This window comes from Pseudodesulfovibrio cashew, from assembly GCF_009762795.1.
GTDB classification, from domain to species: Bacteria; Desulfobacterota; Desulfovibrionia; order Desulfovibrionales; family Desulfovibrionaceae; genus Pseudodesulfovibrio; species Pseudodesulfovibrio cashew.
This window is the reverse complement of the sequence record NZ_CP046400.1, coordinates 2,402,285-2,417,227: the sequence shown is the minus strand read 5'-3', so window position 1 is coordinate 2,417,227 and position 14,943 is coordinate 2,402,285. Positions and strand designations below refer to the sequence as shown.

Here is a 14,943-nt window from a genome sequence, read left to right as displayed (position 1 = left end):
AACTACACCTCAGTACGAATCAGAAAGAGACCATTCGGCTCTCCAAACAATTATCCAGAGGTCCACTGTAAGCCCCTTGCTCACTGGCCTAGAAGCTCACCAAGCCGGTCGGCAGCTCTTGTTTCGGGACCCGCACGGCGCAGGACGGCATGCAGAGAATAAAGCTGGCAGTGCGTTTCACTCAACGTAGTCTGGAGCCAGCCGGGTTGGATGAGATTCTCGCCTTAGAGCTCCGGGGCGGGGATGACGCTTCAAGCGCCTTTTCTTTCGTCTATTACTTTTGGCGCAGCAAAAGGAATGGACCCCGCCGGGAGGGCATGGAGGGCTTTTGGGGGCTCAGCCCCCAATCCGGCCCTCGCACGCTGCATGCGCGAATCCCGGAGGGGGAGGAGCCGAGCGCTCCAACATCGGCTCTCACACGCCGCAGACGGCATCCTCCCTCCTTTCCAAACAAAAAAAAGAGCGGGCCGCCCAACCGGGCGGCCCGCTCTCATATTCATTTCATTAAAAAGTCTTCCCATCCCACCCGAACAGATGCCTCTCGATATCCCCGAACGCGATATACACCCGCTCGCCGGGAATCCCCAGAGCACTCTCCAGAAATCGGCAGATGGACGCGGAGAACTCCGCGGTCCGGCCCTCGGGCAACCCTATGGAATCCAGCGTGACATACGCGGCGGGCTCGGCGCTGCCGCCGAAAACCAGGGTCTTGCCGTCCTCCAGAATGGCGAGCACATACTGCTCTGGCTTGCCGAGCATATCGGCGGCCAGGGCTGAGAGTGCCTTGACCGTTTCTTCCGCACCGGGTGCGGACACGTTGGTCTCCACTTTGATAAACGGCATGCGCCCTCCTAGAGGATGATGGAACCCTTCATGTAGGTAACGGCCTTGCCCGCGATCTTGACCCGGTCGCCCAGGTGGCGGCACTCCAGTATGCCCCCGCGCCTGGACGCCTGATAGGCACGGAATTCGCTCTTGCCCAGGCGATCCGCCCAGAACGGAACCAAGGTGCAGTGGGCCGAGCCGGTGACCGGGTCCTCGGGAATCCCCTGCTCGGGGACGAAGGTACGGGACACGAAATCATAATCCAGCCCAGGAGCAGTACAGATCATGCACATGCCGTCAAGCTGCGAGATGAGGCGAAAATCAGGTTGCAGGGAACGAATGGCCTCCTCATCCTCGAATACGGCCATCATGTCACGCTCGCCCATGAAGAGTTCGGCGGGGCGCGCCCCCAGAGCCTTGGCCACCCGCTCGGTGACCTGAATCTCCCTTACGTCCCAGGCCGGGAAGTCCATGGAGTAGAGGCCTCCCTCCCGGTCCACGAAAAGACGGCCGGACTTGGTTTCGAACACCACAGCCGGATCCGTGTAGCCGAGATAGGTATAGAGGACGTGTGCGGCGGCAAGGGTTGCGTGACCGCAGAGGTCCACCTCGGACTCAGGGGTGAACCAGCGCAGCTCGAAGTACTCTCCCTTGCGTACGAAGAACGCGGTCTCGGCCATGTTGTTCTCGAACGCGATGTTCTGCATCAGCTCATCCGACAGCCATTCGAAAAGCGGCACAACGCCCGCCGGATTGCCGGAGAATACATCTTCGGCAAAGGCATCGACTTGGTAGAGATCGAGTTGCATGCTTCCCCCTAGAAGGTTTGCTTGAACAAGTCGTCCGCCGATGCGGGCGCATCGCCTCCCGATGCGCCGCCCGTGGCCATCTCCGTGGGTTCGGTTCCCACCTTGAACGGCAGGAAGTATTCCTTGGAGGAGCCGGGCGAGGCGAGCTTGCCGGTGTTGCCGTCCACTTGGACCATAACAACTCCCGGCGGCTGGGTGAAGTCCTGATAGGGATAATCCTGCTCCACGACCTTGCGGTAGGAAACCCAGATGGGGCTTGCCGCGCGGGAGCCGGTTTCCCACTTGCCCATGGGCGTGAGCTCGTCGAAGCCGACGTACACGCCGGTCAGCAGGTAGGGGGTATAGCCCATGAACCAGGCGTCCTGCTCGTTGTTGGAGGTACCGGTTTTACCCGCCACCGGGCGCTTGAGGACCTTGGCCCGCCACCCCGTGCCGTTCTGGACCACCTGTTTCATGAGCGAAGCCATGATGAAGGCGGTCTGCGGGCTGATGGCGTCCACGGACTCGGGCACCGAGGTGAACATCTCCTCGCCCCAGGCCGAGGAAACAGACAGCACGGTGCGCGGCTCGATGTAGGAGCCGCCGCGCGCAAAGGCGGTGTAGGCCCGACACAGGTTCTCCAGCGTCACCACGCCGGACCCGAGGGACACGGACAGGTCGGACGGGAAATCCGATTCCAGCCCCATGGCCTTGGCCCGCTCGATGATCTTGCGGATACCGAGCTTCTGGGCAATGCGGATGGTGACCAGGTTCTTGGACTTGACCAGGGCCGTGCGCAGCAGGGTCGGTCCCTCGAAGGTGCCTTCGAAGTTTTCGGGCCGCCACAGCTTGCCCTGCGCGTCGTTGGCATAGACGATGGGCGCGTCCAGAATGACCGAAGCGGCAGTGAAGCCGTTGTCGATGGCCGTGGAATAAACAATGGGCTTGAAGGCTGATCCGGGCTGGCGTCTGGCCTGGGTGGCCCGGTTGAACTGGCTTTTGTAAAAGGAATACCCACCCACCAGGGCGACGACTTCACCGGTATCGGGCTTGACCGACACCAGAGCGCCCTCAACAAGGGGCTCGCGCTCCAGGTCGAGCGTCCAGGTGCCCTCCGGCGTTTCCGGGGCCTTGGACACGGTCACCCACACCACGTCGCCCTTTTTGAGAATCTTGCGGGCGTCGGTGGGGTCCGGCACGTCCTCGTGCGATTTCTTGACGTTCGGCTCGCGCACCCACCACATGGCCTTGATGGGGATGATCCCCTTGAACTTGCCGAAACGAACGTCGGCCTTGTCCCTGGAGACCTTGACCACCCAGGCTTTCACCGGATTATCCCGGGCCATGATCCCTTCGGTGCCCTGAGGACCTTCCTCGAGGATTCGGCCCGAGTCGCCGGGGCTGATATTCTCGATGGGGCCGAGCCAGCCGCGCCGCTGGGCGGAGTCGAGCAAGCCGCGCCGAAGCGCCTTTTCCGCAGCGGCCTGATGCTTGATGTCGCAGGCCGTGGTCACGGTAAGGCCGTCATTGTACACGGCGTCCTCGCCGTACTTGTCCACGAGCCAGCGCCGGACCTCTTCGAGATAGTAGGCCCCGGTCTTCCAGGACGGGTCGGGCATGGAATTGAGCTCGACGCGCTCGGCCATGGCCTCCTTGTGCTGGGCGGGTGTGATCCAGCCCTGGGCCTTGAGCTGATCCAGGACGTAGCGCTGCCGAAGCTTCGCCTGGTCCCAGTTGTGATACGGATTATAGCGGGAGGGAGCCTGGGGCAGACCGGCCAGCATGGCGCACTCGGCAATGGTCAGGTCCTTGGCGTGCTTGGCAAAATAGGTACGGGCCGCAGCCTCGACGCCATAGGAATGCGCTCCGAGGAAGATCTGATTGAGATAGATGGTAAGGATCTCTTCCTTGGTCAGGTAATTCTCCAGACGGAAGGCCAGGATGGCCTCCTTGAGCTTGCGCTCGTAGCTCCGCTCCGAGGTCAGCAGCAACCGCTTGATGATCTGCTGGGTGATGGTGGAGCCGCCCTGCTTGGTCCGGCCGGCGCGAAGGTTGGCCACGAAGGCGCGGGCAATGGCGGCCAGATCCACTCCGTCATGCTCGTAGAAGCTGGCGTCCTCGGCGGCCAGAAACGCCTTGGGCAGCCAGGGCGACATCTGATCCAGAGTGACCAGGAACCGCTTCTCCTTGTAGAAATAACCGAGCACCTCGTTGTCCTTGGCGTAGACCGTGGTCACCAGGGAGGGCCGGTAGTCGGTGATCTTCTTGAAGCCGGGCAGGTCGCTTGCGGCCCAGTTGTAGAGAGCGAACGCGCCGCCGATCCCGACGACGACACAGATAAGGAATATTATGAGCAGTATTTTCAGTGCTTTCATGGCTATTTAGAAACCTTTTTTCACTGCCGGTGCTCCCTTGGCCGGGGGCATCCCCCAGACCAGCCGGAGCCGTCCGTACAGGTCTTTCACGTCAGCTTTGGTCGAGTCCAGTGCGCGCAACATGCGGTTGAGCGTCCTCTCCTCCCGCCTTGCCAGACAGGTGGGGGCATCAAAAAATATCACGTCCCGCCCGACCATCCAGAAGGGGAACAGACGGCAGTAGTACGGCCTGGCCTCCTGGGGAATCTCGCACCCCAGCGGCCCGAGAAACCTGCACGCGCCCATGGTGTCCACGGCCAGCCGGAAATGCTCCTTGCCCTCGGGGAACAGATTGCTAACCGCATCCTCCTCACCGGGGAACAAGCGGGCCACGTAATCGATGAACGCCTTGGAGTTGGGCGAGAGCACGAAGCCGCCCGTGTACGGGACATGGTCCTGTATGCGCTCTTTTTCGGTCTGAGACAACGGGAAACAGAATTCTTCCTGGCCTGGGGCAATGCGGCAGCAGGTAGGTCCCAGCAGGGAACACCGGCGGCAGATGTCGCTATCTCCGGTTTGGGTAAGCGTCATGCACTCTCCAGCCGTTAACCGGCATGCTCCCCTATGCCGGAACCGGAGAAGCGGAGCGAGCCCTTGCCCAGGAGGTCGTGCAGATGGACCATCCCGGCCAGCACGCCGTCCTCGCGCACCACGGGCAGAACCGTGATCTCGTTCTGCTCCATGACGTCGAGTACGCGGGCCGAGGATTCGCCCACGCCCGCCCGCTTGGGAGAGACGGTCATGACGTCTACCACGGGCTGAGAAAGATCGAAGGGGCCGCAGCAGACCTCGCGGCGCACGTCACCGTCGGTGAACACGCCAAGGAGGACGTTGCCGCCATCCACGATGGCCACCAGCCCGAGTCCGCCCGCGTTGAGCACTTCCAGAGCCTGCTTGAGCGTGGCTCCGTCACCTACAACGGGCAGATCGGCGGTGTGCATGAGCTGATCCACGGAGGTCGCCAGCCGCTGGCCCAGGGTCCCGCCAGGATGGAACTTACGAAAATCGTCCTTGCTGAAGGACTTGTGCTCCATGAGGCAGACGGCCAGGGCGTCGCCCACGGCCAGCTGCGCAGTGGTGGAGGTGGTCGGTGCGAGACCGATGACGCACGCCTCGCGCGGCACCCGGACTTCAATGGCAATATCGCTGAGTTTGGCCATGGCCGAGGCGGTGTTGCCGGTCATGCAGATGACCGTGGCACCCAGGGACTTGAGAGCCGGGATAAGCGAATTGACTTCGTCGGTGCCGCCGGAGTTGGACAGCGCGAGGATGACGTCCTCCTCACGCAGCATGCCCATGTCGCCGTGGGCTCCCTCCACCGGGTGAAGGAAAAAGGATGGCGTGCCCGTGCTGGACAGGGTGGCCGCGATCTTGCGCCCCACCAGGCCGGACTTGCCCACGCCGGTGACGACCACGCGGCCGGTACAGCCGGCCATGGCCTCCACGGCCCGGACAAATCCCGAGCCCAGCTGCTCCCGGACCGCTTCGAGCCCTTCGATTTCGGTATCGAGGACCTCGCGGGCCAGCTTCAGCCAATCGCTCCCGTTGGCGCTATCCATGCGGACGTTCCCCTAGCAGAATTCCTTGATGATGCCGGGAGTCGCCTCCAGGCAGTCCTTGCCCATCCTGTCGGCGAGCGGAATCGGGTAATTGCCGTCGAAACAGGCCAGACACCAGGCGTCCTTCTCGGTCACCGAGTCCACCAGACCGGGCACGGTCAGGTAGTGCAGAGACTCGATACCCATGAAACGGGCGATGTCTTCCTCGGTGTGGTTGGCCGCGATCAGCTCGCCCTTGGACGAGAAGTCGATGCCGTAAAAGCAGGGATGCTTGATGGCCGGACAGGAAACACGCAGGTGGATCTCCCGGGCTCCCAGTTCCCGCAGCTTCTTGACGCGAGCGCGGATGGTGGTGCCGCGAACGATGGAGTCCTCGACGATGACGATGCGCTTGCCCTGGACCATGGACTTGACCGGGTTGAGCTTCACCCGGACCGAGAAGTCGCGCATGTCCTGAGAGGGCTGAATGAAGGTTCGGCCAACGTAGTGGTTGCGGATCATGGCCAGCTCAAGGGGCAGGCCGGACTCCTGGGAATATCCCACGGCGGCGTAGTTGCCCGAGTCCGGGAACGGCATGACGAAGTCCGCGTCCACCGGAGCTTCCCTGGCCAGCATGGCACCCATGGCCTTGCGCCGCTCGTAGACCACGTCGCCGAAGATCCAGGAGTCGGGCCGGGCGAAGTAGATCAGCTCGAAGATGCACTGGCGCTTGGGCTGGGGCTCGCAGTAGTGCATGCTGGTCATCTTGTTGTTGTGTACGGTGATCATCTCGCCCGGATTCAGCGGACGGAGGAACTCGGCCTCGATGAGGTCGAAGGCGCAGGTCTCGGAGGCGAACACATAGCGGTCCCCCATCCGTCCCAGGGCCAGGGGGCGCACCCCGTTGGGATCCTTGAAGGCGATGAGCTTGTCATTGGCCAGCACGAGCATGGAATAGGCACCGCGCACCCGCTGGCACGCCTTGGCGATGGCCTCCTCGATTGTCTCAGAGGAATGCAGGTACTTGATGATCAGGTGGGCGAACACCTCGGTGTCCATGGTCGTCTGGAAGATGGAACCGCCCTCTTCCAGCTCGGCGCGCAGTTCGAAGGTGTTGACCAGGTTGCCGTTGTGGGCCAGGGCCAGACGCAGGTCACCGTGCCGGACGATGAATGGCTGGGCGTTGCGGATCAGGGATGCGCCGGTGGTGGAGTACCGGATATGCCCCATGGCGATCTCGCCCTTGAGCTCCTTGCCCAGGTGCCTTTCATTGAACACGTCGGCCACCAGGCCCATGCCCTTCTGTTCGCGAATCTTTTCGCCATCCCAGGTGACGATGCCCGCGGACTCCTGGCCCCGGTGCTGCTGGGCGTAAAGCCCGAAGTAGGTCATCCTGGCGGCTTCCTTGCTGCCGTAAATCCCGAAAAGTCCGCAATACTCTTTTTTCATGACAATAACTCTCGTCTCTCGACTCTGTACGGCTAGTCGCCGTAGTAGTTTTGCAGGGACTCGACCTTGAGGCCGTTCTCCTTGAATTCCGTGATGGCCTGGACGATTGCCCGGGCGCCCGACACCGTGGTGGTGTAGGGAATGTCGTACAACAACGTGTTCTGGCGAATCATCTTGGCATCGCCCACGGTCTTCTTGCCCGACGGGGTGTTGATGACCAGGCTGAAGTCGCCGTTCTTGATGTGGTCGACCACATGGGGGCGCTGGCCCTCGTGGACCTTGAAGACCTTTTCAACGGCAACGCCCTTCCCGGCCAGGAAGTCGGCGGTGCCGCCCGTGGCCGCGATCTTGAAGCCCAGGGCTTCGAAGTCCTTGGCCACCAGCACCAGCTTGGCCTTGTCCCAGTCGTTGACCGACAGGAAGACCGTACCCTCGGAGGGCAGCTTCTGCCCGGCGGCGAGCTGGGCCTTCATGTAGGCGAGCCCGAAACTCGGATCAATGCCCATGACTTCGCCGGTAGAGCGCATCTCGGGTCCGAGCAGCACGTCCACATTGGGGAAGCGGTTGAAGGGGAAGACCGATTCCTTGACCGATACATGGCCCTTCTTGCGCATCTCCCTGGGCTTGAGGTCCTTGAGCTTCTCACCGAGCATGACCCGGGTGGCCAGCTTGGCCAGGGGCACGCCCGTGGCCTTGGACACGAAGGGAACCGTACGCGAGGCGCGCGGGTTGACCTCGATGATGTAGACCTCGCCGTCCTTGATGGCGAACTGGACGTTCATCAGACCAACCACGCCAAGCTCCTTGGCCATGGCGATGGTCTGGCGCTCGATCTCCCGCACCAGCTCTGCGGAGAGGGAATACGGCGGCAGGACCGAAGCCGAGTCGCCGGAGTGGATTCCCGCCTCCTCGATATGCTCCATGACTCCGCCGATATAGACATCCTCGCCGTCGGCCAGGGCGTCGACATCCACTTCCACGGCGCATTCCAGGAACTTGTCGATGAGGGTCGGATGTTCCGGGGAGACCAGGGCGGAGTGGCGGAAGTAGTGGTCGAACTCATCCATGGAATAGACGATGTCCATTCCTCGTCCGCCAAGCACGTAGGAGGGACGGAGCACCAGCGGGAAGTCAAGCTTCTCCGCGATCTCGCGCGCCTCGACCATGGACATGGCCGTGCCGTTGGGCGGCTGCTTGAGATTGAGCTTGTTCAGGAACTGCTTGAAGCGCTCGCGGTCCTCGGCCCGGTCAATGGCGTCGGGGCTGGTGCCGATGAGCGGCACCCCGGCGTTCATCAACCGAAGCGCCAGGTTGAGCGGAGTCTGGCCGCCGAACTGGACGATGACGCCGTCAGGCTGCTCGAACTCGATGATATTCATGACATCCTCGAAGGTCAGCGGCTCAAAGTAGAGCTTGTCCGAGGTGTCGTAGTCGGTGGAGACCGTCTCCGGGTTGGAGTTGACCATGATGGACTGCACGCCCATCTCCTTCAGGGTGAAGGAGGAGTGACAGCAGCAGTAGTCGAACTCGATGCCCTGGCCGATGCGGTTGGGACCGCCGCCCAGGATGACAACCTTCTTGACCTCGTCCCGCTTGTTCTCCACGCCGGTCTCGTAAGTGGAGTAGTAGTACGGGGTATAGGCCTCGAACTCGGCGGCGCAGGTGTCGACCAGGTAGAAGGTAGGCTGGACGCCCAGCTCCTTGCGCATGGCCCGAACAACGTCCTCGCTGGTGCGCCACATGGCGGCCAGCTGAGGATCGGAATAGCCGTATTCCTTGGCGCGGCGAAGCATCTCGCCCATGCCCACCGTCTCGGTGGACACGCCCTCGCTCTTGCCGAATTCGATCAGCTCCCGCTCCATCTCGCAGATGTCGGCGAACTGGCGTAGGAACCACGGGTCGATCTTGGTGGCCTCGAAGACCTCCTCCTCGGTCATGCCGCAACGGATGGCGTTGCGCAGGGCGAAGAGGCGCTGGGAGTTGGGCTTGCGCAACAGCTTGAGGACCTCGCCCTTGTCGATGTCGCAGGTATCGAATTTCTTGCCCAGGCCGGTATGCCCGGTCTCCAGGGAACGCAGCCCCTTTTGCAGCGCCTCCTTGAAGGTCCGGCCGATGGCCATGGTCTCGCCCACGGACTTCATGGCCGTGGTCAGGTAATCGTCCGTGCCCGGGAACTTCTCGAAGGTGAAGCGGGGAATCTTGATGACGCAATAGTCGATGGCCGGCTCGAAGGAGGCCATGGTCTCGCGTGTGATGTCGTTGGGTATCTCGTCCAGTGTGTAGCCCACGGCCAGCTTGGCCGCGATCTTCGCAATGGGGAAGCCGGTGGCCTTGGAGGCCAGGGCGGAAGAGCGGGACACGCGCGGGTTCATCTCGATAATGATGATCTCGCCGTCCTCGGGGTTGACTGCGAACTGGACGTTGGAGCCGCCGGTCTCGACGCCGATCTCACGCATGACCGCAAGGGATGCGTCCCTGAGCTTCTGGTACTCATCGTCGGTCAGGGTCTGAGCCGGAGCAACGGTCACCGAGTCGCCGGTGTGCACGCCCATGGGGTCGAGGTTCTCGATGGAACAGATGATGACGCAGTTGTCCTTCTTGTCCCGCATGACCTCGAGTTCGTACTCCTTCCAGCCGAGGATGGAGCGTTCGAGCATGATCTCGGACTTCATGGACAGGGCCAGACCGTTGGAGCAGATCTCCTCCAGCTCTTCCATGTTGTAGGCAACGCCGCCGCCGGAGCCGCCCAGGGTATAGGCAGGCCGGACGATGATCGGGAACGGGATTATCTGTCCCCATTCGCGGACGTCGTCCATGTTGTGGCAGATGCCGGACTCGGGCATGCCCAAGCCGATGTTCTCCATGGCGGCGCGAAATTCCTCACGGGACTCGGCCTTGTTGATGACGTCGATGTTCGCGCCGATCAGCTCCACATTGAACTTCTCCAGCACGCCCATTTCGGCCACGGCCAAGGCGGTATTCAGACCGGTTTGCCCCCCCAAAGTCGGCAAAAGAGCGTCGGGACGCTCTTTTTCGATGATTCGGGCTACGGTTTCGGGCTCTATGGGTTCGATGTACGTTGCATCGGCCAACTCCGGGTCGGTCATGATGGAGGCCGGATTGGAGTTGACCAGGACCACTTCGTACCCTTCTTCTTTCAGCGCCTTGAGCGCCTGGGTGCCGGAGTAGTCGAATTCGCAGGCCTGGCCGATGACAATGGGGCCGGACCCGATCAACATGATCTTCTTGATATCTGTGCGTTTGGGCATTCTGTATGGAACTCGTTGAAGTTACGGCATTTTTTCAGGTCGGGAAAAACTATCTGATCTTCCACCCGGCCAGGCAACGCCGCCACCCGCCGGACAAGCTGTACACATATATGGTTACGCACCGGAACGCAATGAGAAATGATTGCTCGCCTGCCCGGGCAAAGCGCGCTCGCGGCTCACGCAAGCGGAGGTTCGCACCCCGACTCAAACAGCAGGAAGAACGCCTTGCATTCCGCTCACGACGCGTCCGGTGACCCACTCGTCCTGAACGAGCACGACTCCTCCCGACGAGGAATTTCCCTTCACCAACCCAATTCCCCATTGACAGAAGCGAAGTTGATATTTATTTTCATCCTCAGCAAACTTTGAGGGAATCATGACACAAAAGCCTTTGACCGAATACCCGGAAGGGGCGGTCGTGCGCATCGCTGATATCAACGGTGGCCAGCGCGCCCGAGCCCGCATGCTCGCAATGGGCATGACTCCGGGGTGCCCCGTGGAAGTCCTTTCGGACGGCCCGTCCGGCCGCCGCGTTCGCGTGCGCGGATCAGAAGTTGTCCTGTGCTGCGGCCTGGCAGGAAAAATCATGGCCGTGGACAACGACTCCGACGAGGGCCCCCACTGCAACTGCTGCCCAGCCCCGACTCGCAAGGTCTCGTAGCCGACTGCAGACTCATCCGGGCTCATTGCCCTCCACCACAGCGCTCCGGCCAGCCGGACACTTCCCTTTAATGCGGCCTTCCTTGTCTCCGACCGGGAGGACATGGTAGTCTCACTCCGTACAGAACAGGAGCGCCAGCATGAAAGATCGCATCAAAATAGGCATCAGCGCCTGCCTTATCGGCCAGAAGGTCCGCTATGACGGACAGCACGCCAAGGCCCCACACCTCACCGGCGTTCTCGCCGACCATCTCGAATTCCACCCGGTCTGCCCCGAGGTCGCCTGCGGCATGGGAGTCCCCAGGGAGGCCGTCCGACTCGTGGGAACAAAGGACAATTCGAGGCTTGTGGGCAGGTCTACTGGTACGGACTGGACGGATGCCATGCGCGAGTGGGCCTCTTCGTTCCTGCCGGAACTGGAGGAACAACGGCTGTGCGGTTTCATCTTCAAGGCCAAATCCCCTTCCAGCGGAATGGGGCACGTCAAAATCTTTCCGGAAAACGGCGGGCAACCTGTCAGCTATGCGGGAACCGGCCTGTTCGCGGCCATGGTCATGGAGCGGTTTCCGCTGCTCCCGGTGGAAGACGACGGCAGACTGCACGACGTGGGACTCAGGGCCAATTTCATCGAACGCATTTTCGTGGAACACCGCTGGAACCGACTGCTCGACCAGGGCCGGACCATGAAGGGTCTCATCAATTTCCACACACGACACAAACTGCTCATTCGCTCTCACGATGTGGTGGGCTACCGGGAACTGGGCAAACTCGTGGGCGCGGGCGGACAGGCGGACACCGACGAACTCTTCGAAAACTATCATCAGCGGCTGGCCAAGACCCTGTCGCTCAAGCCGACAGTCAAAAAAAATGTGGACGTGCTCATGCACATCCTGGGCTATTTCAAGAAGGTCCTCACCCGGGACGAAAAACAGGAATGTCTGGATTTACTGGAAAACTACAGGAATGAACTGGTGCCGCTCATCGTTCCGGTAACCCTGCTGAACCACTATGTGCGCAAATACGGGGAGGACTACCTGCGGGACCAGTACTATCTCAATCCCCATCCCCTGGAGCTGAAGCTCCGCAACCACGCCTGACAGGCCTAGCCAAAACAATCGGCTGAGGGGTCGAGGAGCAGGCGAACGCCCTTGACGTCTCCCCCAAACTCCAGCCAAGCGCAGAGTTTGCTCCGATTACGGTGAACCACCGGATGTGGACAGCCGTACCGAGCCTGCTCGAGCAGACCGGCGGCCATGTCGGGGTAGTGTTTGGCCGCACTCAGGCAGGCCAACAGGTTGAGGCAAAGCTCGTTCATGGGATACCCGAGAGTCATAGCCTTGCCCAGGGGAAGCATTACCTCGCGGAAACGGCGCGCCTTGAACAGCGCAACGGCCAGATCAAACTGGACGGAATGGAGACCCGGCAACCGCTCGCACACGGCCCGTCGCTCCTCCACGGTGTAGCCGGAAGCGTCGGTAGCGTAGGGAGTGCCGTCCTCATGGGCCAGGTGGATGCCGAAACCGAACTCACGGGCCGCGGCATGACTCTCCAGAATCTCGTCCGGCCCCATCCGCAACTCGACCTGTTGAGCACCGGCCAAACGCATCTCCCGGAGCAGAGCCCGGGAAGGCGCTTCGGTGAGGTGCGCGCTCCAAAGAACGTTAACCCCTTCCCTTCTCATGTCCCGACAGAACCGGATGCCCCGTTCGTCGTCCGCGAAAAAGCGGGGGTCCGCGAAAGACAGCAGCCGCAGCCCTTCCCGCTCGACCTCCTCGACCAGATCGCGCACGCCACCGACCCCGGTCCAAATGACCGAACCGATACGGGGCGCCGTGGCCTGACTTTTTCTATCGCCGGATTCCGGCTCGCAGATTTCGATACGCATACGATTCCTTCGGCCACGATGATTCCATTTTTTTGACGGCCGCAACGGGATCGAAGCAAAAAGTCTGCCAATAAAAAAGAACCCGCCATTCCGGCGGGTTCCATCACATTCGTCAATATATGCGCGTTTGAGACAATGGCTGCAATCAGCTCACCTTGCTGCCGGGAGCCACCTCTGCGGAGGGTGTCAGCAGCTGTAGCTGATCACCGGACTTGACCGCCAGAATCATGCCCTGGGAGAGCTGCTTCCGCAGCTTTCTCGGCTTGAGGTTGGCAACTACAACCACTTGTTTTCCAATGAGATCATCCGAAGAATAATGGTCGGCAATGCCCGCCACGACCTGACGGAGTTCCGCATCGCCCGTATCCACGCGAACCAGGAGGAGACGATCGGCGTCGGGGTGTTTCTCCACCTCCTTCACCGTGCCCACACGCAGGTCGAGTTTCTGGAAATCCTCGAACTCGATGGTCCCGACCTCCTCTCCATTTTTTCCGGATTGCTTTCCATTCTTCTTGGATTTTCCCTTTTGCGCCGCATTGTCAGCGTCTTTTGCCTCGGCCTTGGGCTCGGGCAGATCCACACGCGGGAAAAGGTTGGAGGTCTTGGCCACGACAGCCCCGGATTCAAGCAGACCCCAGACGTCAAGCTCCTTGGGGAGGTTGACCTTCTCCGGGTCGAACTGGATGCCGAGCTGTTCCAGCATCTTTTCACTGGACGAGGGCATGACGGGCCAGAGATGGACGGCGATCTTGCGCATGTTCTCCAGCAGTACGTAGATGACCGTCTGGAGCCGCCCGGTGTTCTCTTCCTTGAAGAGGGTCCAAGGCGCGGTGGCGTCGATATATTTGTTCAGGCCGCGAACCAGCTCCCACAGCCCTTCCAGGCCGCGCGAAAACTTGAAGTCCGCATAATTCTCCTGAAAGGCCTGCATGGCGTCCTGCCCGATCTTCTTGATCTCGGCGTCCTCGATGTCCTCCACGTCGGGGCGGGGAATCTCTCCGCCGAAGTACTTGTGGGTCATGGACAGGGTGCGATTGAACAGATTGCCCAGATCGTTGGCCAGCTCGGCGTTGAGGCGGCCCACAAGGGCCTCTTCGGAAAAGCTGGAATCCTGGCCAAAGGACATGTCGCGCAGCAGGAAATAGCGGAAAGCGTCGAGGCCGTAGGTGTCCTTCATTGCCAACGGTTCGACCACGTTGCCGATGGACTTGGACATCTTGGTGTCCTTGACCAGCCAGTAGCCGTGAACATTCAGGGACTGATACGGATCAATGCCGGCGGCCTTGAGCATGGTCGGCCAGAACACGGCGTGGGGCTTGAGGATATCCTTGGCCACCAGGTGATTTGCCTTGGGCCAGAATTTCTTGAACTTGTCCCCGTCCGGATACCCCAAGGCGGAGACGTAGTTGATGAGCGCGTCGAACCAGACGTAAGTGACGTAATCCTTGTCAAAGGGCATCTCGATGCCCCAGGTCAGCCGGGACTTGGGCCGAGAGATGCACAGGTCCTCAAGCTCGCCGGACTCCAGGAGGCTGAGGACCTCGTTCTTGTACCGCTCCGGGCGGATGAAATCGGGATTCTTCAGGATATGGTCCTTGAGCCACCCCTGGTACTTGGACATCTTGAAGAAGTAGTTCTTTTCGGCGATGTATTCCGGCGTGGTCAGGTGGTCCGGGCACTTGCCGTCCACCAGTTCCTTCTCGGTGTAGAACCGCTCGCAGCCGAAGCAGTAATGGCCGCCGTATTCGCCGAAATAGATGTCGCCGGCATCGTAGACCTTCTGGAGAATCGACTGAACGACCTCGACATGCCGGGGCTCGGTGGTCCGGATGAAGTCGTTGTTGGAGATGTTCATTTCCGGCCACATGTTCCTGAACAGGGAACTGATCGTATCAACATACTCCTGGGGGGACTGTCCGTTGGCCTCGGCGGCCTGAACTATCTTGTCCCCGTGTTCGTCGGTGCCGGTGAGAAAATAGGTTTCCTCGCCCATCAGCTTGTGGAACCGGTTCACGGAATCGGCCACGGTTGTGGTGTACGCATGCCCCAGGTGGGGTTTGGCATTCACATAGTAGATGGGTGTGGTAATGTAAAAACGTTCCAAACTGACTGCTC

Annotated in this window: 11 protein-coding genes; 2 read left to right on the top strand and 9 right to left on the bottom strand. The window is 61.1% G+C overall.

What is annotated here, in order from left to right:
• Positions 1–504: 504 nt before the first annotated feature.
• From GM415_RS10770 to carB, 7 genes are read right to left on the bottom strand one after another with little or no spacing between them, the layout of a single operon-like run.
• Positions 505–843 carry a phenylpyruvate tautomerase MIF-related protein gene (locus GM415_RS10770; protein WP_158948030.1) on the bottom strand — a complete coding sequence of 113 codons (339 nt, stop codon included), beginning with the start codon at positions 841–843 and terminating at the stop codon, positions 505–507.
• 8 nt (positions 844–851) lie between these two features.
• Positions 852–1,634: a PhzF family phenazine biosynthesis protein gene (locus GM415_RS10765; RefSeq protein ID WP_158948028.1), complete on the bottom strand. Its 783-nt coding sequence runs from the start codon at positions 1,632–1,634 to the stop codon at positions 852–854.
• 8 nt (positions 1,635–1,642) lie between these two features.
• Complete coding sequence (locus tag GM415_RS10760) at positions 1,643–3,988, bottom strand: penicillin-binding protein 1A (protein WP_199244289.1); 2,346 nt, start codon at positions 3,986–3,988, stop codon at positions 1,643–1,645.
• Positions 3,989–3,994: 6 nt separating this feature from the next.
• Positions 3,995–4,558: a YkgJ family cysteine cluster protein gene (locus GM415_RS10755; RefSeq protein WP_158948026.1), complete on the bottom strand. Its 564-nt coding sequence runs from the start codon at positions 4,556–4,558 to the stop codon at positions 3,995–3,997.
• A 14-nt stretch (positions 4,559–4,572) separates the two neighbouring features.
• A complete protein-coding gene (locus GM415_RS10750) occupies positions 4,573–5,586 on the bottom strand; it encodes a KpsF/GutQ family sugar-phosphate isomerase (protein ID WP_158948024.1) in 1,014 nt (337 codons plus the stop codon).
• 12 nt (positions 5,587–5,598) lie between these two features.
• Positions 5,599–7,014 (bottom strand): amidophosphoribosyltransferase, encoded by a 1,416-nt coding sequence (purF, locus tag GM415_RS10745; RefSeq protein WP_158948022.1) that lies wholly within the window; start codon positions 7,012–7,014, stop codon positions 5,599–5,601.
• A 32-nt stretch (positions 7,015–7,046) separates the two neighbouring features.
• Complete coding sequence (gene carB / locus GM415_RS10740) at positions 7,047–10,283, bottom strand: carbamoyl-phosphate synthase large subunit (RefSeq protein WP_158948020.1); 3,237 nt, start codon at positions 10,281–10,283, stop codon at positions 7,047–7,049.
• 376 nt (positions 10,284–10,659) lie between these two features.
• On the opposite strand from carB, the gene GM415_RS10735 reads away from it, so the two are divergent.
• Together GM415_RS10735 and GM415_RS10730 are read left to right on the top strand one after the other, a co-directional pair.
• Positions 10,660–10,944: a FeoA family protein gene (locus tag GM415_RS10735; RefSeq protein ID WP_158948018.1), complete on the top strand. Its 285-nt coding sequence runs from the start codon at positions 10,660–10,662 to the stop codon at positions 10,942–10,944.
• A 139-nt stretch (positions 10,945–11,083) separates the two neighbouring features.
• On the top strand, positions 11,084–12,040 hold the full coding sequence (locus GM415_RS10730) for a YbgA family protein (protein WP_158948016.1): 957 nt from the start codon (positions 11,084–11,086) through the stop codon (positions 12,038–12,040).
• A 5-nt stretch (positions 12,041–12,045) separates the two neighbouring features.
• Here GM415_RS10730 and GM415_RS10725 read toward each other — a convergent pair whose 3' ends face one another.
• Together GM415_RS10725 and metG are read right to left on the bottom strand one after the other, a co-directional pair.
• A complete protein-coding gene (locus GM415_RS10725; RefSeq protein ID WP_158948014.1) occupies positions 12,046–12,828 on the bottom strand; it encodes a radical SAM protein in 783 nt (260 codons plus the stop codon).
• 145 nt (positions 12,829–12,973) lie between these two features.
• Positions 12,974–14,932, bottom strand: coding sequence for a methionine--tRNA ligase (gene metG, locus GM415_RS10720; RefSeq protein WP_158948012.1), 1,959 nt, complete (start codon positions 14,930–14,932; stop codon positions 12,974–12,976).
• Positions 14,933–14,943: the final 11 nt, after the last annotated feature.

What these genes read in the sequence shown, in the direction of transcription:
- GM415_RS10760 (WP_199244289.1), bottom strand. Translation starts at nt 3,988, where the DNA reads ATGAAAGCACTGAAAATACTGCTCATAATATTCCTTATCTGTGTCGTC.
- GM415_RS10765 (WP_158948028.1), bottom strand. Translation starts at nt 1,634, where the DNA reads ATGCAACTCGATCTCTACCAAGTCGATGCCTTTGCCGAAGATGTATTC.
- GM415_RS10735 (WP_158948018.1), top strand. Translation starts at nt 10,660, where the DNA reads ATGACACAAAAGCCTTTGACCGAATACCCGGAAGGGGCGGTCGTGCGC.
- GM415_RS10725 (WP_158948014.1), bottom strand. Translation starts at nt 12,828, where the DNA reads ATGCGTATCGAAATCTGCGAGCCGGAATCCGGCGATAGAAAAAGTCAG.
- purF (WP_158948022.1), bottom strand. Translation starts at nt 7,014, where the DNA reads ATGAAAAAAGAGTATTGCGGACTTTTCGGGATTTACGGCAGCAAGGAA.
- GM415_RS10730 (WP_158948016.1), top strand. Translation starts at nt 11,084, where the DNA reads ATGAAAGATCGCATCAAAATAGGCATCAGCGCCTGCCTTATCGGCCAG.
- GM415_RS10750 (WP_158948024.1), bottom strand. Translation starts at nt 5,586, where the DNA reads ATGGATAGCGCCAACGGGAGCGATTGGCTGAAGCTGGCCCGCGAGGTC.
- carB (WP_158948020.1), bottom strand. Translation starts at nt 10,283, where the DNA reads ATGCCCAAACGCACAGATATCAAGAAGATCATGTTGATCGGGTCCGGC.
- GM415_RS10755 (WP_158948026.1), bottom strand. Translation starts at nt 4,558, where the DNA reads ATGACGCTTACCCAAACCGGAGATAGCGACATCTGCCGCCGGTGTTCC.
- GM415_RS10770 (WP_158948030.1), bottom strand. Translation starts at nt 843, where the DNA reads ATGCCGTTTATCAAAGTGGAGACCAACGTGTCCGCACCCGGTGCGGAA.